Origin of the sequence: uncultured Streptococcus sp. (assembly GCF_963521865.1) — a bacterium.
Lineage (GTDB): Bacteria > Bacillota > Bacilli > Lactobacillales > Streptococcaceae > Streptococcus.
Genome location: NZ_CAUQWY010000007.1, coordinates 13,543 through 31,818, shown reverse-complemented (window position 1 = coordinate 31,818; position 18,276 = coordinate 13,543). Strand labels below are relative to the sequence as shown.

The 18,276-nt window shown below is 40.2% G+C and carries 18 protein-coding genes; 16 read left to right on the top strand and 2 right to left on the bottom strand.

Annotated features, from left to right (window positions below):
* The first annotated feature begins 169 nt into the window (after positions 1-169).
* The 4 genes from gla to RWO85_RS03505 all read left to right on the top strand — a co-directional run bounded on the left by gla (position 170) and on the right by RWO85_RS03505 (position 3,763).
* Positions 170-1,075 carry an aquaglyceroporin Gla gene (gla, locus tag RWO85_RS03520; RefSeq protein WP_314414051.1) on the top strand — a complete coding sequence of 302 codons (906 nt, stop codon included), beginning with the start codon at positions 170-172 and terminating at the stop codon, positions 1,073-1,075.
* A 125-nt stretch (positions 1,076-1,200) separates the two neighbouring features.
* Positions 1,201-1,926, top strand: coding sequence for a CppA family protein (locus tag RWO85_RS03515; RefSeq protein WP_314414050.1), 726 nt, complete (start codon positions 1,201-1,203; stop codon positions 1,924-1,926).
* Positions 1,923-2,858, top strand: a complete 936-nt coding sequence (locus RWO85_RS03510; RefSeq protein WP_314414049.1) for a serine hydrolase domain-containing protein — start codon at positions 1,923-1,925, stop codon at positions 2,856-2,858. The genes RWO85_RS03515 and RWO85_RS03510 overlap by 4 nt, the downstream gene beginning before the upstream one ends.
* An 8-nt stretch (positions 2,859-2,866) precedes the next feature.
* Entirely contained in the window at positions 2,867-3,763 is an 897-nt protein-coding gene (locus tag RWO85_RS03505) for a DMT family transporter (RefSeq protein ID WP_314414048.1), read from the top strand.
* Positions 3,764-3,803: 40 nt separating this feature from the next.
* Here RWO85_RS03505 and RWO85_RS03500 read toward each other — a convergent pair whose 3' ends face one another.
* Entirely contained in the window at positions 3,804-4,502 is a 699-nt protein-coding gene (locus RWO85_RS03500) for a GntR family transcriptional regulator (RefSeq protein ID WP_314414087.1), read from the bottom strand.
* Between the two features lie 255 nt (positions 4,503-4,757).
* On the opposite strand from RWO85_RS03500, the gene guaA reads away from it, so the two are divergent.
* From guaA to RWO85_RS03445, 11 genes are all read left to right on the top strand, one after another.
* Positions 4,758-6,320: a glutamine-hydrolyzing GMP synthase gene (gene guaA / locus RWO85_RS03495; protein ID WP_000065711.1), complete on the top strand. Its 1,563-nt coding sequence runs from the start codon at positions 4,758-4,760 to the stop codon at positions 6,318-6,320.
* A 242-nt stretch (positions 6,321-6,562) separates the two neighbouring features.
* Positions 6,563-7,849, top strand: a complete 1,287-nt coding sequence (locus RWO85_RS03490) for a U32 family peptidase (protein WP_102210931.1) — start codon at positions 6,563-6,565, stop codon at positions 7,847-7,849.
* Positions 7,850-7,863: 14 nt separating this feature from the next.
* A complete protein-coding gene (locus tag RWO85_RS03485) occupies positions 7,864-8,175 on the top strand; it encodes a CHY zinc finger protein (RefSeq protein WP_314414047.1) in 312 nt (103 codons plus the stop codon).
* 346 nt (positions 8,176-8,521) lie between these two features.
* A complete protein-coding gene (locus RWO85_RS03480; protein WP_001054559.1) occupies positions 8,522-8,722 on the top strand; it encodes a F0F1 ATP synthase subunit C in 201 nt (66 codons plus the stop codon).
* A 32-nt stretch (positions 8,723-8,754) separates the two neighbouring features.
* The gene (gene atpB, locus RWO85_RS03475; protein ID WP_000392863.1) at positions 8,755-9,468 is read left to right on the top strand and encodes a F0F1 ATP synthase subunit A; all 714 of its coding nucleotides are present in this window, start codon (positions 8,755-8,757) and stop codon (positions 9,466-9,468) included.
* A gap of 13 nt (positions 9,469-9,481) precedes the next feature.
* Complete coding sequence (gene atpF, locus RWO85_RS03470) at positions 9,482-9,976, top strand: F0F1 ATP synthase subunit B (protein WP_314414046.1); 495 nt, start codon at positions 9,482-9,484, stop codon at positions 9,974-9,976.
* On the top strand, positions 9,976-10,512 hold the full coding sequence (locus RWO85_RS03465) for a F0F1 ATP synthase subunit delta (protein ID WP_314414044.1): 537 nt from the start codon (positions 9,976-9,978) through the stop codon (positions 10,510-10,512). The genes atpF and RWO85_RS03465 overlap by 1 nt, the downstream gene beginning before the upstream one ends.
* A gap of 14 nt (positions 10,513-10,526) precedes the next feature.
* A complete protein-coding gene (atpA, locus tag RWO85_RS03460; protein ID WP_000996629.1) occupies positions 10,527-12,032 on the top strand; it encodes a F0F1 ATP synthase subunit alpha in 1,506 nt (501 codons plus the stop codon).
* 15 nt (positions 12,033-12,047) lie between these two features.
* Positions 12,048-12,926: a F0F1 ATP synthase subunit gamma gene (locus RWO85_RS03455; protein ID WP_261086922.1), complete on the top strand. Its 879-nt coding sequence runs from the start codon at positions 12,048-12,050 to the stop codon at positions 12,924-12,926.
* A 198-nt stretch (positions 12,927-13,124) separates the two neighbouring features.
* Positions 13,125-14,531: a F0F1 ATP synthase subunit beta gene (atpD, locus tag RWO85_RS03450; RefSeq protein ID WP_000094358.1), complete on the top strand. Its 1,407-nt coding sequence runs from the start codon at positions 13,125-13,127 to the stop codon at positions 14,529-14,531.
* A gap of 10 nt (positions 14,532-14,541) precedes the next feature.
* The gene (locus tag RWO85_RS03445; RefSeq protein WP_000068045.1) at positions 14,542-14,961 is read left to right on the top strand and encodes a F0F1 ATP synthase subunit epsilon; all 420 of its coding nucleotides are present in this window, start codon (positions 14,542-14,544) and stop codon (positions 14,959-14,961) included.
* A gap of 43 nt (positions 14,962-15,004) precedes the next feature.
* Here the strand turns inward: RWO85_RS03445 and RWO85_RS03440 are convergent, their stop codons facing one another.
* A complete protein-coding gene (locus tag RWO85_RS03440) occupies positions 15,005-16,018 on the bottom strand; it encodes a lactonase family protein (RefSeq protein WP_314414042.1) in 1,014 nt (337 codons plus the stop codon).
* A 171-nt stretch (positions 16,019-16,189) separates the two neighbouring features.
* Here RWO85_RS03440 and RWO85_RS03435 point away from each other — a divergent pair, with 171 nt between their 5' ends.
* On the top strand, positions 16,190-18,172 hold the full coding sequence (locus RWO85_RS03435) for a peptide ABC transporter substrate-binding protein (RefSeq protein WP_314414041.1): 1,983 nt from the start codon (positions 16,190-16,192) through the stop codon (positions 18,170-18,172).
* Positions 18,173-18,276 lie beyond the last annotated feature (104 nt).

Below are 18,276 nucleotides of genomic sequence, written 5' to 3'. Positions count from 1 at the left end.
AATTCCTAAAATCAAAATCTTTTTGTCTCAGCCTCTTTCTTTATTATGTGACTAATAGTCACATAATAAAACCGCTTTCTCATATAATCTTTTTGAAAACCTGTTGCTAAAAGAAATAAAAATTGATAGAATAAGGATTGTCTAAAAAATTTTAAGGAGAATCTATCAAATGGATTTCACATGGGCAATTAAATATGCCACTGAATTTTTGGCTACTGCTCTTTTGATCATTCTTGGAAATGGTGCAGTTGCCAACGTTGAACTTAAAGGTACGAAAGGTCACCAAAGTGGCTGGATCGTTATCGCTGTTGGTTACGGTATGGGGGTTATGATTCCTGCCTTGATGTTTGGTAACGTATCTGGAAACCACATCAACCCAGCCTTCACTCTTGGACTTGCAGTAAGCGGTCTCTTCCCTTGGGCACAAGTTGCGCCTTACATCATTGCACAAGTTTTGGGTGCTATCTTTGGTCAAGCCTTGGTTGTGGCAACACACTGCCCATACTACTTGAAAACTGAAAATCCAAACAACATCTTGGGTACTTTCTCAACCATTTCAAGTTTGGATAATGGTACAAAAGAATCACGCTTTGCAGCAACTATTAATGGTATTGTAAACGAGTTTGTTGGTTCATTTGTTCTTTTCTTTGCAGCCCTTGGTTTGACTAAAAACTTCTTTGGTGCTGAATTAGTATCAAAAGCACAAGCGGCTATTAATGCTCAAGTTACACAAGCAACTACTCAAGGTCAAACTATTCCTCAAGAACAAGTAACAGCAGCACTTGACCAAGCTAAAGAACAAGTAGCACCATTTATGACATCTGGTCTTGGAATTGCTCACTTGGCACTTGGTTTCCTCGTTATGGCCTTGGTAACATCACTTGGTGGACCTACAGGACCTGCCTTGAACCCTGCGCGTGACTTTGGCCCACGCCTCCTTCATGCTTTCCTTCCAAAATCAGTTCTTGGTGAGCACAAAGGGGATTCAAAATGGTGGTATTCTTGGGTACCAGTAGTAGCACCTATCGCAGCAGCAATTGCGGCAGTAGCTATCTTCAAATTCCTTTACCTATAAGAAATTGAAACCGAGGAAAGCCTCGGTTTTTTAGATGAAATTTTTATGAAAAATCGGTAAATTTGAGCATAATATCTTGTAAAAAATTCTAAAATCCTATAAAATAAAAAGCGGTGGAGGAGTTTATGAATGTAAATCAGATTGTACGGATTATTCCTACTTTAAAAGTTAATAATAGAAAATTAAATGAAACATTTTATATTGAAACCCTTGGCATGAAGGCCTTGTTAGAAGAGTCGGCCTTTCTGTCACTAGGGGATCAAACAGGTCTAGAAAAGCTGGTTTTAGAAGAAGCTCCAAGTATGCGTACTCGTAAAGTAGAGGGACGAAAGAAGCTGGCTAGATTGATTGTTAAGGTGGAAAATCCTTTGGAAATCGAAGGACTCTTATCTAAAACAGATTCGATTCATCGATTATATAAAGGTCAAAATGGCTACGCTTTTGAAATTTACTCGCCAGAAGATGATTTGATTTTGATTCATGCGGAAGATGATAGAGCAAGTCTAGTAGAAGTAGGAGAAAAGCCTGAATTCCAAACAGATTTGGAATCAATTTCTTTAAGTAAATTTGAGATTTCTATGGAATTACATCTCCCAACTGATATTGAAAGTTTCTTGGAAGTATCTGAAGTTGGGGCATCACTTGATTTTATCCCAGCTCAGGGGCAGGATTTGACTGTGGACAATACAGTTACTTGGGATTTGTCTATGCTCAAGTTCTTGGTCAATGAACTAGATATAGCAAGTCTGTGCCAGAAGTTTGAGTCTACCGAATATTTTATTCCTAAGTCTGAAAAATTCTTCCTTGGTAAAGATAGAAATAATGTTGAATTGTGGTTTGAAGAAGTATGAAGTGGACCAAGATTATTAAAAAAATAGAAGAACAAATCGAGGCAGGGATTTATCCTGGAGCCTCTTTTGCGTATTTTAAGGATAACCAATGGACGGAGTTCTATTTAGGCCAGAGTGACCCAGAACATGGCTTGCAGACTGAGGCAGGACTAGTTTATGACCTAGCCAGTGTCAGCAAGGTTGTTGGGGTTGGCACCGTTTTTACCTTCTTGTGGGAAAACGGTCAATTAGATATTGACAGACCAGTAACCGACTTTTTAGCTGATAGTGATTATCCAGACATCACTATTCGCCAGCTCTTGACTCACGCTACAGATCTTGATCCGTTTATTCCCAATCGTGATCTTTTAACAGCCTCAGAATTAAAGGAAGCGATGTTTCATCTCAACAGACGAAGTCAGCCAGCCTTTCTTTATTCGGATGTCCATTTTTTGCTGTTAGGTTTTATCTTGGAAAGAATCTTTAATCAAGACTTGGATGTGATTTTACAGGAGCAAGTTTTTAATCCTTGGAGAATGACGGAAACCCAATTTGGACCTGTTGAGCTTGCTGTTCCAACAGTTAGAGGTGTCGAGGCAGGTATGGTACATGATCCCAAGGCTCGTCTCCTGGGTAGACATGCTGGTAGTGCTGGTTTGTTTTCGACTGTAAAGGATTTACAAATCTTTTTAGAACACTATTTAGCAGATGATTTTGCAAGAGATTTGAGTCAAAATTTTTCTCCTTTGGATGACAAGGAACGTTCTTTAGCATGGAATTTGGAGGGAGAATGGCTAGACCATACGGGCTATACGGGTACCTTTATCATGTGGAATCGTCAGAAGCAAGAAGCGGCTATTTTCCTATCGAATCGTACCTATGAAAAGGATGAGAGGGCTCAGTGGATTGTAGACCGCAATCAAGTGATGGACTTGATTCGCAAAGAAGAGTAAGGAGAGACATGTCAAACGGTTTAAAAGGGACTCTATTAACAGTTGTGGCTGGTATTGCTTGGGGCTTGTCAGGAACGAGTGGCCAATACCTGATGGCACATGGAATTTCGTCTCTGGTTTTAACTAACTTACGACTTTTAATCGCTGGTGGGATTCTCATGGTCGTGGCTTATGCTACTGCAAAGGATAGAATGCTGGCCTTTTTAAAGGATAGAAAAAGTTTGCTGTCTCTTCTCATTTTTGCTCTGATTGGCCTCTTCCTCAATCAATTTGCCTATCTAACTGCTATTCAGCAGACCAATGCAGGTACCGCGACAGTGCTTCAGTATGTTTGTCCTGTCGGGATTTTGATTTATAGCTGTATCAAGGATAAGGTGGCGCCGACTCTGGCAGAGATTGTTTCCATCATATTAGCCATTGGAGGGACCTTCCTGATCGCAACACATGGGCAGTTGGACCAGTTATCTATTACACCTTCTGGCTTATTCTGGGGGCTCTTTTCTGCTCTGACTTACGCCCTGTATATCATTTTACCCATAGCCTTGATTAAGAAGTGGGGGAGTAGTTTGGTCATTGGTGTGGGAATGGTCATAGCAGGTTTGGTCGCCCTTCCTTTTACAGGAGTTCTACAGACTGCTATCCCAACTAGTCTTGATTTTCTCCTTGCATTTGCGGGTATTATTCTTATCGGGACTGTCTTTGCCTATACAGCCTTTCTAAAAGGAGCCAGTCTGATTGGGCCGGTTAAGTCAAGTTTGTTGGCTTCAATTGAGCCAATTTCGGCTGTTTTCTTTGCCTTCCTAATCATGAATGAACAATTTTATCCCATTGATTTTCTTGGTATGGCAATGATATTGTTTGCTGTAACTTTGATTTCTTTGAAAGATTTACTCTTAGAAAAATAAAAGCCTCTTTGTCTGTGACAGAGAGGTTTTGCCTAGTAGTCTAATTGTTTTCAAGATAAAATTCAAAGCGTTCGCCTACATATTGACTTTTTACGTATTCAAAAGCAGTACCATCTTCTAAGTAGGAAACCTGAGTTAAACCAAGAATAGCATGTCCTTTTTCAACTTCCAAATAGTGAGCAATTTTTTCTTTAGCGAGGCGAGCATAAATAGTCTGCTGTGATTTACCGATGCGGTAGCCATATTTTTGCAAGGTTTGGAAGAAATGACTGGTGATTTCTTCTTTTTTAAAGTTCTTAATGAATTTTTCAGGAATAGAAGCAACTTCATAAACCAGAGGAACATTGTCGGCATAGCGAACACGTTCCATTCGGATAATGTTTTCGGTTGGAGAAATTCCTAACTTGGCAACTTCCTGCTCATTGGGAATGGTTTTTCTGTAGGAAATGAGTTGACTAGAGGGTACTTTGCCTTGAGACTTAACAATTTCAGTAAAACTGGTTGTCCCTCGCATCTTTTCTTGTACCCGAGTACTGGAAACAAAGGTGCCGCTTCCAACACGACGCTCTAAAACGCCTTCTTCGACTAATAGAGATACGGCTTGGCGGAGGGTCATACGACTGACCTCAAACTGCTCTGCTAAATCTCTTTCACTGGGAAGTCTCTCCCCAATAGCCCAACGGTGCTCGTCAATATCCTTTTTAATCTGATCATGGATTTTCATATAAGCAGGTAGCATATTTTTCACTTCATTTCTATCTTTTCTCTATTGTACCCCAATAAACAAGAAAAAGTCAATCTTCGCCTTGTTTATACTCTTCGAAAATCTCTTCAAACCACGTCAGCTCTATCTGCAACCTCAAAACAGTGTTTTGAGCAACCTGCGGCTAGCTTCCTAGTTTGCTCTTTGATTTTCATTGAGTATTAGTTGGTAATTCGCCCTTATTTGTGATAGAATATTGGAAAAAGATATTTCTTTTGAGAAAGGAAAAAGATGAGCAACATATCAACTGATTTGCAAGATGTAGAAAAAATCATCGTATTGGACTATGGTAGCCAATACAACCAGCTGATTTCACGCCGTATCCGTGAGATTGGTGTTTTTTCAGAACTAAAAAGCCATAAAATTTCAGCTGCTGAAGTTCGTGAAATCAATCCTGTAGGAATCATCCTTTCAGGTGGTCCAAACTCTGTATACGAAGATGGTTCATTTGATATTGACCCAGAAATCTTCGAACTTGGAATTCCAATTTTGGGAATCTGTTACGGTATGCAGTTATTAACCCATAAACTTGGAGGAAAAGTTGTTCCTGCAGGTGATGCTGGAAATCGTGAATACGGTCAATCAACTCTTACACACACACCATCAGCTCTTTTTGAATCAACACCTGATGAACAGACTGTTTTGATGAGCCATGGTGATGCAGTTACTGAGATTCCTGCTGACTTTGTTCGTACTGGAACTTCAGCTGACTGCCCTTATGCAGCCATTGAAAACCCTGATAAACATATTTACGGTATCCAATTCCACCCAGAAGTTCGTCATTCTGTATACGGAAATGATATCCTTCGTAACTTTGCTCTTAACATCTGTAAGGCTAAAGGCGACTGGTCAATGGATAACTTCATTGATATGCAGATCCAAAAAATTCGTGAAACAGTCGGTGATAAACGTGTCCTTCTTGGTCTTTCAGGTGGGGTTGACTCATCTGTCGTTGGAGTTCTTCTCCAAAAGGCTATTGGCGATCAATTAATCTGTATCTTCGTGGATCATGGTCTTCTTCGTAAAGGAGAAGCGGACCAAGTTATGGACATGCTTGGTGGTAAGTTTGGTTTGAATATTGTCAAAGCAGACGCTGCTAAACGTTTCCTTGACAAACTTGCTGGCGTTTCTGACCCTGAACAAAAACGTAAAATCATCGGTAATGAATTTGTGTATGTATTTGATGACGAAGCAAGCAAGCTCAAAGATGTGAAATTCCTTGCTCAAGGTACCTTATATACAGACGTTATCGAGTCTGGTACAGATACAGCTCAAACTATCAAGTCACACCACAACGTGGGTGGTCTTCCAGAAGACATGCAATTTGAACTGATTGAACCACTCAACACTCTTTATAAAGACGAAGTTCGTGCCCTTGGTACAGAGCTTGGTATGCCAGACCATATCGTATGGCGCCAACCATTCCCAGGACCAGGTCTTGCTATCCGTGTTATGGGTGAAATCACTGAAGAGAAACTGGAAACCGTTCGTGAGTCAGATGCTATCCTTCGTGAGGAGATTGCCAAAGCTGGCCTTGACCGCGATATCTGGCAATACTTCACAGTGAATACAGGTGTTCGTTCAGTTGGGGTTATGGGTGACGGTCGTACGTACGACTACACAATCGCAATCCGTGCCATCACCTCTATCGATGGTATGACTGCTGACTTTGCCAAAATTCCTTGGGATGTCCTTCAAAAAATCTCAGTACGTATCGTAAACGAAGTGGATCACGTTAACCGTATCGTCTACGATATTACAAGTAAACCACCTGCAACCGTTGAATGGGAATAATCATTTAAGGACTCATTTATGTAGTTTAACTAGCCAGTATCTTTGGATACTGGTTTTTACTTTTCTAGACTTTTTGACTACCTGTTCAAACTGTGTTAATTTTCGACAGTTTATCAGTCATGATGTACAGCTTAAAAGATTAGAATTGTCAAAACAATCTGTCTAGGCTTGATTTTATCACTTATTTACTATAAAATGAGAAGGAAAAACGTCAAACTTTTATATTGCAAATAGGAGAAAACATGACAAAAACATTAAAACGTCCTGAGGTTTTATCACCTGCAGGGACTTTAGAGAAGCTAAAAGTAGCTGTTCAGTATGGGGCAGATGCTGTCTTTATCGGTGGTCAGGCCTATGGTCTTCGTAGCCGTGCAGGTAACTTTACCTTTGAACAGATGGAAGAAGGCGTGCAGTTTGCAGCCAAGTATGGTGCCAAGGTTTATGTGGCTGCCAACATGGTGATGCACGAAGGGAATGAAGAGGGAGCTGGTGAGTGGTTCCGTAAACTGCGTGATATCGGCATTGCAGCAGTTATCGTGTCTGACCCAGCCTTGATTATGATTGCAGCGACTGAAGCACCAGGTCTTGAAATCCACCTCTCTACCCAAGCAAGTGCGACTAACTATGAAACTCTTGAGTTCTGGAAAGAGCTAGGCTTAACTCGTGTCGTTTTGGCGCGTGAGGTTTCAATGGAAGAACTAGCTGAAATTCGCAAACGCACAGATGTTGAGATTGAAGCCTTTGTCCACGGAGCCATGTGTATTTCTTACTCTGGTCGTTGTACCCTTTCTAACCACATGAGTATGCGTGATGCCAACCGTGGTGGATGCTCTCAGTCTTGCCGTTGGAAGTACGACCTTTACGATATGCCATTTGGGAAAGAACGCAAGAGTTTGAAGGGTGAAATTCCTGAAGAATTTTCAATGTCAGCCGTTGATATGTCTATGATTGACCATATTCCAGATATGATTGAAAATGGAGTGGACAGTCTTAAGATTGAAGGACGTATGAAGTCTATTCACTATGTATCAACAGTGACCAACTGCTACAAGGCAGCTGTGGATGCATATCTTGAAAGTCCTGAAAAGTTTGAAGCAATCAAACAAGACTTGGTGGACGAGATGTGGAAGGTTGCCCAACGTGAATTAGCAACAGGTTTCTACTACGGTACACCATCTGAAAATGAGCAGCTGTTCGGTGCTCGTCGTAAAATTCCTGAGTACAAGTTTGTCGCTGAAGTGGTTTCTTATGATGATGCGACACAAACAGCAACCATTCGTCAACGGAACGTTATTAACGAAGGTGACCAAGTTGAGTTTTATGGCCCAGGTTTCCGTCATTTTGAAACTTACATCGAAGATTTGCACGATGCTAAAGGAAATAAGATTGACCGCGCTCCAAATCCAATGGAACTATTGACTATTAAGGTGCCTCAACCTGTTCAAGCAGGAGACATGGTTCGAGCTCTTAAAGAGGGACTCATCAATCTCTATAAAGAAGACGGAACCAGTGTCACAGTTCGAGCTTAAGAAAGGAACAGGAAATGACAGAGGCACAGGGTTTCTTAGTAGATAAGCAAACAAGATGTATTCATTATCATAGCAAATTGGATATTATTGCTTTACAATGCTATGACTGTAAAAAGTACTATGCTTGTTATCGGTGTCATGATTCATTAGAAAATCACCCTTTTGAGCCCTATCCCTTATCTTTGACACAGGATAAGCCTATTTTATGTGGTGTTTGTTTAAAACTACTGACATATAAGCAATATAAAGAAAGCTTAAGTTGCCCCTTTTGTTTTTCTCGCTTTAATCCAGGTTGCCAAAATCATAAGGAATGCTATTTTAAATAGCAAATCATCTAGTTTTGAAGTGGGGGAAAACTCAACTCCAAGAGAAAATGAAGTAAATATTCCTATAATAAACCGTATAGTATCAAGTTTTTCAATACTTTATACTATACAGTTTTTTGATTTTCCAGCTTTTTCACCCAGCCTCTTTTCAGCATTTTTCAGAAAGGTCTCGATAATAGTTGGATTTATTACAAGTTTTTTACAAAGTTTTCTATATAATAGACTCAAAAATAGTAATATTGTAAATAATTTTCATTAAACGCTTTCAACGTTATAAAAAAGTTGACAAATCCAATTTTTAGGACTAAACTAAGTAAGTAAATTTTAATTAAAAGGAGAATTCGTCATGAATTTAACATTTTTTGGTCTATGTCTTGCCTGTATGGGTGTGTCTCTTGGTGAGGGTATGTTGATGAATGGTTTGTTGAAATCAGTAGCTCGCCAACCAGATATTATCGCTGAGTTTCGTAGCTTGATGTTTTTAGGGGTTGCCTTTATTGAAGGAACTTTCTTCGTAACTCTTGTCTTCTCATTTATTATTAAATAACGAAATATAAATTGGAGAAGGGAGAATGTTAGATGGAAGAAAGTATCAATCCAACCATCAATATTGGTCCTGTTACCTTTGATTTAACTTTGACAGCCTTGACTTTGCTGTCTGTGTTTCTGATTTTTGCATTTATCTATTGGGCAAGTCGTAATATGACATTGAAACCCAAAGGTAAACAAAATGTACTAGAGTATCTCTATGATTTTGTAATTGGATTTACAGAACCTAACCTTGGTTCCCACTACATGAAAGATTACTCACTCTTTTACTTATGCTTATTTCTTTTTATGGTTATCGCCAATAATCTTGGTTTGATGGCTAAACTTCAAACAACAGATGGGACAAATCTTTGGACATCGCCAACTGCAAATCTTTCATTTGACCTTGTCTTGTCTTTCTGTATTATTGTGATGGCGCACATTGAGGGGATTCGTCGTCGTGGGATTAAACAATACCTAAAAGGTTTTGTAACTCCTGCATTTATGACACCGATGAATCTACTTGAAGAGGTCACGAATTTCCTTTCTCTTGCTTTGCGGATTTTTGGGAATATCTTTGCAGGTGAAGTAATGACAAGCTTGCTTCTTTTACTTTCACATCAGGCTATTTTTTGGTATCCAATCGCATTTGGGACAAACTTAGTTTGGACTGCATTTTCCGTGTTCATTTCTTGTGTACAGGCCTATGTCTTTACACTATTATCCTCTATGTACCTAGGAAATAAAATTAATGATGAAGAGTAGAAAGGAGTAACTGATGCACGTAACAGTAGGTGAATTAATTGGTAATTTTATTTTAATCGCTGGCTCTTTTATCCTTTTGCTAGTCTTGATTAAAAAATTTGCATGGTCTAATATTACAGGCATTTTCGAAGAAAGAGCTGAAAAAATTGCTTCAGATATTGACAGAGCTGAAGAAGCACGTCAAAAAGCGGAAGTATTGGCTCAAAAACGCGAAGATGAATTGGCTGGTAGCCGTAAAGAAGCTAAGACAATCATTGAGAATGCGAAAGAAACAGCTGAGAAAAGTAAGGCTAGTATTTTAGCAGATGCTAAACTAGAAGCAGGACGCTTAAAAGAAAAAGCAAACCAAGAAATTGCTCAAAACAAAGCTGAAGCTTTACAAAGCGTTAAGGGTGAGGTAGCAGATTTGACAATCAGCTTGGCTGGTAAAATCATCTCACAAAACCTTGATGGTCATGCCCATAAAGAACTCATTGATCAGTATATCGTTCAGCTAGGAGAAGCTTAATGGACAAGAAAACAGTAAAGGTAATTGAAAAATACAGCATGCCTTTTGTCCAATTGGTACTTGAAAAAGGAGAAGAAGACCGTATTTTTTCAGACTTGACTCAAATCAAGCAAGTTGCTGAAGAAACAGGTTTACCTTCTTTTTTAAAAAAAGTGGCAGTAGACGAGTCTGACAAGGAAAAAATAATTGCTTTCTTCCAAGACTCTGTGTCACCTTTATTGCAAAACTTGATCCAGGTTCTGGCATACAATCACAGAGCAAATCTTTTTTATGATGTGCTTGTAGATTGTTTGAACCGACTTGAAAAAGAAACAAATCGATTTGAAGTGACGATTACTTCTGCTCATCCTTTAACAGATGAACAGAAGAGTCGCTTGCTCCCTTTGATTGAGAAAAAAATGTCTCTGAAAGTAAGGAGTGTAAAAGAACAAATCGATGAAAGTCTCATTGGTGGTTTTGTCATTTTTGCCAATCACAAGACAATTGATGTGAGTATTAAACAACAACTTAAAGTTGTTAAAGAAAATTTGAAATAGAAAGTGGTGTTCTTTTGGCAATTAACGCACAAGAAATCAGCGCTTTAATTAAGCAACAAATTGAAAATTTCAAACCCAATTTTGATGTGACTGAAACAGGTGTTGTAACCTATATCGGGGACGGTATCGCGCGTGCTCACGGCCTTGAAAATGCCATGAGTGGAGAGTTGTTGATTTTTGAAAATGGCTCTTATGGTATGGCTCAAAACTTGGAGTCAACAGACGTTGGTATTATCATCCTAGGTGACTTTACAGATATCCGTGAAGGCGATACAATCCGCCGTACAGGGAAAATCATGGAAGTCCCAGTAGGTGAAAGTCTGATTGGTCGTGTTGTGGATCCACTCGGTCGTCCAGTTGACGGTCTTGGAGAAATCCACACTGATAAAACTCGTCCAGTAGAAGCGCCAGCTCCTGGTGTTATGCAACGTAAGTCTGTATCAGAACCATTGCAAACTGGTTTGAAAGCTATTGACGCCCTTGTACCGATTGGTCGTGGTCAACGTGAGTTGATTATCGGTGACCGTCAGACAGGGAAAACAACCATTGCGATTGATACAATCTTGAACCAAAAAGGTCAAGATATGATCTGTATCTACGTAGCGATTGGACAAAAAGAATCAACAGTTCGTACTCAAGTAGAAACACTACGTCAGTACGGTGCCTTGGACTACACAATCGTTGTAACAGCCTCTGCTTCACAACCATCTCCATTGCTTTTCCTAGCTCCTTATGCTGGGGTTGCCATGGCGGAAGAATTTATGTACCAAGGTAAGCATGTTTTGATTGTTTATGATGATCTTTCAAAACAAGCGGTAGCTTATCGTGAACTCTCTCTCTTGCTTCGTCGTCCTCCAGGTCGTGAAGCCTTCCCAGGGGATGTTTTCTACCTTCACAGCCGTTTGCTTGAGCGCTCAGCTAAAGTTTCTGATGAACTTGGGGGTGGATCAATTACAGCCCTACCATTTATCGAGACACAAGCAGGAGATATCTCAGCCTATATTGCAACCAACGTGATTTCAATCACTGATGGACAAATCTTCCTTGGTGATGGTCTCTTCAATGCGGGTATTCGTCCAGCCATCGATGCGGGTTCATCTGTATCTCGTGTAGGTGGTTCTGCACAAATCAAAGCCATGAAGAAGGTTGCCGGTACTCTTCGTATCGACCTTGCTTCATACCGTGAGTTGGAAGCCTTCACTAAGTTTGGTTCTGACTTGGATGCGGCAACACAAGCTAAGTTGAATCGTGGACGTCGTACCGTTGAGGTCTTGAAACAACCTGTTCACAAACCATTACCTGTTGAGAAACAAGTAACCATTCTTTATGCTTTGACACATGGTTTCTTGGATACTGTTCCAGTAGATGACATTGTTCGTTTCGAGGAAGAGTTCCATGCCTTCTTTGACGCTCAACATCCAGAGATTTTGGAAACCATTCGTGATACAAAAGACTTGCCAGAAGAAGCAGTCTTGGATGCTGCGATTACAGAGTTTCTCAATCAAACCAGCTTCCAATAAGAATAGAGGTGTCAGATGGCAGTATCTCTAAATGATATTAAAACAAAAATCGCCTCAACAAAAAATACGAGTCAAATCACTAATGCCATGCAAATGGTATCAGCTGCTAAGTTAGGTCGTTCTGAAGAAGCTGCTCGTAACTTCCAAGTATACGCTCAAAAAGTTCGCAAGCTCTTGACAGATATCCTTCATGGTAATGGTTCTGGTGGCTCTACCAATCCGATGTTGATTAGTCGTCCAGTGAAGAAGACAGGCTATATCGTCATCACTTCAGACCGCGGTTTGGTTGGAGGTTATAATTCCTCTATTCTGAAAGCCGTTATGGAGTTGAAAGAAGAATACCATCCAGACGGTAAAGGTTTTGAAATGATCTGTATCGGTGGAATGGGAGCTGATTTCTTTAAGGCTCGTGGTATTCAACCACTTTATGAACTACGTGGCTTGGCAGACCAACCTAGCTTTGATGAAGTCCGTAAGATTATTTCAAAAACTGTTGAAATGTACCAAAATGAACTTTTTGATGAACTCTATGTCTGCTACAACCACCATGTCAATACGCTAACCAGTCAAATGCGTGTGGAACAAATGCTTCCGATTGTTGACTTGGATCCAAATGAAGCGGATGAAGAGTACAGCTTGACTTTTGAATTGGAAACCAGCCGAGAAGAAATTCTGGAGCAGTTATTGCCTCAGTTTGCAGAAAGTATGATTTACGGTGCCATTATCGATGCTAAGACAGCTGAAAATGCTGCCGGTATGACAGCCATGCAAACAGCGACTGATAATGCTAAGAAAGTCATTAATGATTTGACAATTCAGTATAACCGTGCCAGACAGGCGGCGATTACACAAGAAATTACAGAAATCGTAGCAGGAGCTAGTGCCTTAGAATAGGCACTAGTCCAGCTCGTATGAAATGAACTTATACTCAATGAAAATCAAAGAGCAAACTAGGAAGTTAGCCGCAGGCTGCTCAAAACACTGTTTTGAGGTTGCAGATAGAGCTGACGTGGTTTGAAGAGATTTTCGAAGAGTATTAGGACCTAGTAGCACTAGGGACCGACAGTATCTTATATAGAATAGGAGAAGGAGATGAGTTCAGGTAAAATTGCTCAGGTTATCGGACCCGTTGTAGACGTCTTGTTTGCAGCAGGGGAAAAACTTCCTGAGATTAACAATGCACTTGTCGTCTACAAAAATGACGAAAGAAAAACAAAAATCGTCCTTGAAGTAGCCTTGGAGTTGGGAGATGGTATGGTTCGTACTATCGCCATGGAATCAACAGATGGTTTGACTCGTGGAATGGAAGTATTGGACACAGGTCGTCCAATCTCTGTACCAGTAGGTAAAGAAACTTTGGGACGTGTCTTCAACGTTTTGGGAGATACCATTGACTTGGAAGCTCCTTTTACAGAAGATGCAGAGCGTCAGCCAATTCATAAAAAAGCTCCAACTTTTGATGAGTTGTCTACCTCTTCTGAAATCCTTGAAACAGGGATTAAGGTTATCGACCTTCTTGCCCCTTACCTTAAAGGTGGTAAGGTTGGACTTTTCGGTGGTGCCGGAGTTGGTAAAACCGTTTTGATCCAAGAGTTGATTCACAACATTGCCCAAGAACATGGTGGTATCTCAGTATTTACTGGTGTTGGGGAACGTACTCGTGAGGGGAATGACCTTTACTGGGAAATGAAAGAATCAGGTGTTATCGAGAAAACAGCCATGGTATTTGGTCAGATGAATGAGCCACCAGGAGCACGTATGCGTGTTGCCCTTACTGGTTTGACAATCGCTGAATACTTCCGTGATGTAGAAGGCCAAGACGTGCTTCTCTTTATCGATAATATCTTCCGTTTCACTCAGGCTGGTTCAGAAGTATCTGCCCTTTTGGGTCGTATGCCATCAGCCGTTGGTTATCAACCAACACTTGCTACGGAAATGGGTCAATTGCAAGAACGTATCACATCAACCAAGAAGGGTTCTGTAACCTCTATCCAGGCTATCTATGTGCCAGCGGATGACTATACTGACCCAGCGCCAGCAACAGCCTTCGCTCACTTGGATTCAACAACAAACTTGGAACGTAAGCTGGTACAATTGGGTATCTACCCAGCCGTTGACCCACTTGCTTCAAGCTCACGTGCCTTGGCACCTGAAATCGTTGGAGAAGAGCACTATGCAGTTGCTGCTGAAGTAAAACGCGTTCTTCAACGTTACCATGAATTGCAAGATATCATTGCTATCCTTGGTATGGATGAGCTTTCTGATGAAGAAAAGACCTTGGTTGCTCGTGCCCGTCGTATCCAGTTCTTCTTGTCACAAAACTTCAACGTTGCGGAACAATTTACTGGTCAGCCAGGTTCTTATGTCCCAGTTGCTGAAACTGTTCGTGGCTTTAAGGAAATCCTGGATGGTAAACATGACCAGTTACCAGAAGATGCCTTCCGTGGTGTAGGTTCTATCGAAGATGTGATTGCAAAAGCTGAAAAAATGGGATTTTAAGAGGTGATCTATGGCTCAGTTAACTGTCCAGATCGTGACACCAGATGGTCTCGTCTATGATCACCATGCCAGCTATGTATCAGTTCGAACTCTGGATGGTGAGATGGGGATCTTGCCACGACATGAAAATATGATTGCGGTTTTAGCAGTTGATGAAGTAAAGGTAAAACGTATTGATGATGAAGATCACGTGAACTGGATTGCAGTAAACGGAGGCGTTATTGAAATTGCCAATAATACCATCACAATCGTTGCTGATTCTGCAGAACGTGCTCGTGATATCGATGTTAGCCGTGCAGAACGTGCCAAGCTTCGTGCGGAGCGCGAAATCGAAGAAGCCCACGAAAAACACTTGATTGACCAAGAGCGTCGTGCTAAGATTGCTTTGCAACGTGCTATTAATCGTATCAATGTCGGAAAAAGACTATAAGAAAAAATGAACTTGAGTTACCAAGTTCATTTTTTATGTTTTCTTAAGGAGCAAAACGGATGCAGACTGCTTCTGGTACATGGAAGTCGTTAGAAAGTTCTGCTAGACGACCAGTTTCAGGATTGCGTTTAAAGATGGTTGCATTGTCAGAGTCTTGATGGACAGCAATAAGGAATTCTTGGTCTGGTGTCAAATCAAAATCACGTGGAGTCTGACCGTGTGTTGGAACGATTTCTAACAACTCTAGACTACCGTCTGCAAGAATTGTATATACTGCGATAGAATCATGGCCACGGTTAGAAGCGTAGAGGTATTTACCGTCTTTAGAGAGACGAATAGCAGCAGTTCCATTAAAGCTTTCATAACCGTCTGGTAGCGTTGAAATGACCTGCATGCGTTCAAATTCGCCAACACCATCGTAGATTAAAACTTCGATAGTGCTATTGAGTTCACAAATCAGATAAGCGATTTTATAGTGATTATGGAAAATGATATGGCGAGAACCAGCTCCTGGCTGGCTATGGTAGGTATAGAGCTTAGATAATTTCCCTTCTTGATCAAGGTCATAAGTGATGACTTGGTCAGTACCCAAATCACAGGTCACTAGATAGTGGTCAGGTGTTAAGTTTGTAAAGTGAACGTGGGGAGATGCTTGGTTTTCATGTGGACCTTGGCCACTGTGTTGATCTACATCACTAAGTAGAAGTCTGCCGTCTTCCTGACGTTTATAAACAAGAACCTGCCCTTTGTGGTAGTTTGCCGCGTACACCAAATCACGCTTTTCATCAACGGCAACATAACAGTGGGGGGCTCCTTCTTCGACGACATGATTTAATAAAGTCCCGTCAGTTTGATAGGCTGCAATCCCCCCCTTATCGTCTTGACTACCAACAGTGTATAAATGTTGGTGTTGGTCAAAGACAAGGTAGGTTGGGCTTGGTTCAGCTGCAAAAAGTTCTAGATTTGAAAGCTGCCCAGTTTCTGTATCAAAGTCTGCCTTGTAAATCCCTTGGGAAGTACGACGTGTGTAAGTTCCAAAATAAACAGTTTCTTTCATAACTTTACCTCTATAATAAAGATAAGACTATTATATCATAAAAATTGTAGTTGGAGGAACTCTATAAGACATAAAAAAATATAACAAAATATTAAATTTGACTTAGTTTTGTGTTGATTTCCTTTTGAAAAGTGCTATAATAATCCTATATAAATTGCAAAGGAGTTTTTTATGGAAAAACGTGTCTTCTTAGCAGCTGGAGTTGCTGTACTCTCAGCAGCTGTTCTAGCAGCTTGTTCATCTGGTAATGGGAATAAAGAAGCAACTAAACCAGTTACTTATGCCTATGTATTTTCATCAGATCCTGCGAGTCTGGATTATACAGTTTCTGGGCAAAATTCTACAAAACAGATTACTGGTAATGTCATTGATGGACTACTGGAAAATGATCAATACGGGAATCTAGTACCATCAGTTGCAGAAGATTGGACTGTTTCCAAAGATGGTTTGACTTATACCTATAAAATTCGTAAGGGTATCAAGTGGTATACCAATGAAGGCGAAGAATATGGAGAAGTTAAGGCTCAGGATTTTGTGACTGGTCTAAAACACGCAGCTGACAAGAAATCAGAAGCACTTTATCTTGTACAGGATTCTATTAAAGGATTGGATGACTATGTAAATGGGAAAACAACGGATTTTTCTACTGTTGGTGTAAAAGCAACAGACGATTATACTGTAGTCTATACTTTAAACCATCCAGAATCATTCTGGAATTCGAAAACAACAATGGGAATTCTTGCTCCTGTTAGCGAAGACTTTTTAGCTTCTAAAGGAGATGACTTTGGTAAGGCGACTGATGTAACAAGCATTCTATACAATGGGGCTTATCTTCTCACAGGTCTTACATCTAAATCTTCTATTGAAATGACCAAAAACCAAAATTATTGGGATAAACAAAATGTCTTTATTGATGATATCAAATTATCATTCTTTGATGGTCAAGATGCTGACTCTCTTGGACGTGGTTTTGATGAAGGAAATTATCCTGCAGCACCTCTCTTTAAAAACTCTGCTAACTATGAACGGCTAAAAGAAAAATACAAAGATAATATTATTTATAGTCAACAACAAGGAACTACTTTCTATATTTCGACTAATATTGACCGTGTTGCTTACAATCACACCGCTAAAACAAGTGATGCAGAAAAAACATCTACTAAGAAGGCCTTGCTGAACAAAGATTTCCGTCAAGCTTTGGCTTTTGCTACAGATCGTAAAGCAGGAATCTCTCAAGTATTTGGGGACGAAGTAGCACCGCGTAAATTACGTACAAGTTTAATACCTCCAACATTTGTACAAGTAGGAGAGCAGTCATTTGGGCAAGTAGCTAAGGCAGAATTGGATAAATTAGATGGTGTATGGAGAGATGTCAGTCTTGATGATGCCCAGGATTCACTTCATAATGTAGATAAGGCTAAAGCTAAATTGGAAGCTGCCAAGAAAACTCTTCAAGCTGATGGAGTACAGTTCCCTATTCATTTAGATATTCCAGTATCTTCTACTCGTCCACAGTTTGTGCGTCAATATCAATCTTATAAACAATCTATCGAGGAAGCTCTTGGATCAGATAATGTTGTAGTTGATATTCAACAAGTTTCTGATGATGAATTGGCAAGTATGACGGTTCTAGCTACTTCTAATACCAATACTGACTGGGATATTAATGCAAATAGTGGATGGGGGCCTGATTACGCAGATCCATCAACTTATCTAGATATATTTGATCCAACATCTGGACCAAATCTTCTTGGTTCCCTAGGTGTAGTACCAGGTAAAGACAGTCCAGCAATCAAAGCGGTTGGGTTAGATAAGTTTAAAGAGTTAATCACGGATGCTAATAGTGAGAAAACAGATCTTGAAAAACGATATTCTAAATATGCAAAAGCTCAAGCTTGGTTAACAGACAGTGCCTTGGTTATTCCTGCACAGTCAAACGGTGCCCAAATGCTCGTAACGAAGAAAGTTCTAGGTACTGGTGCAGATGGCTGGGTAGGTGATAAGACTGGTGAACTTAGCTATAAATATCTTAAACTTCAGGATAAGATTGTCACGACTAAAGAAATGGATGAGTTCCGCAAGAAATTTGCTGAAGAAAAAGCCAAATCAAACGCAGATTATCAGAAGAACTTAGACCGTCATATTCAAGACTAATCGAATCTCCTCTTTTGAGGGGATTTTTTATGTCGCTGTCTCCATGTAAGCACTTTAAAAAAGAGTTATTTTGATTTAAAAATGGTATAATGAGAGAACGATAG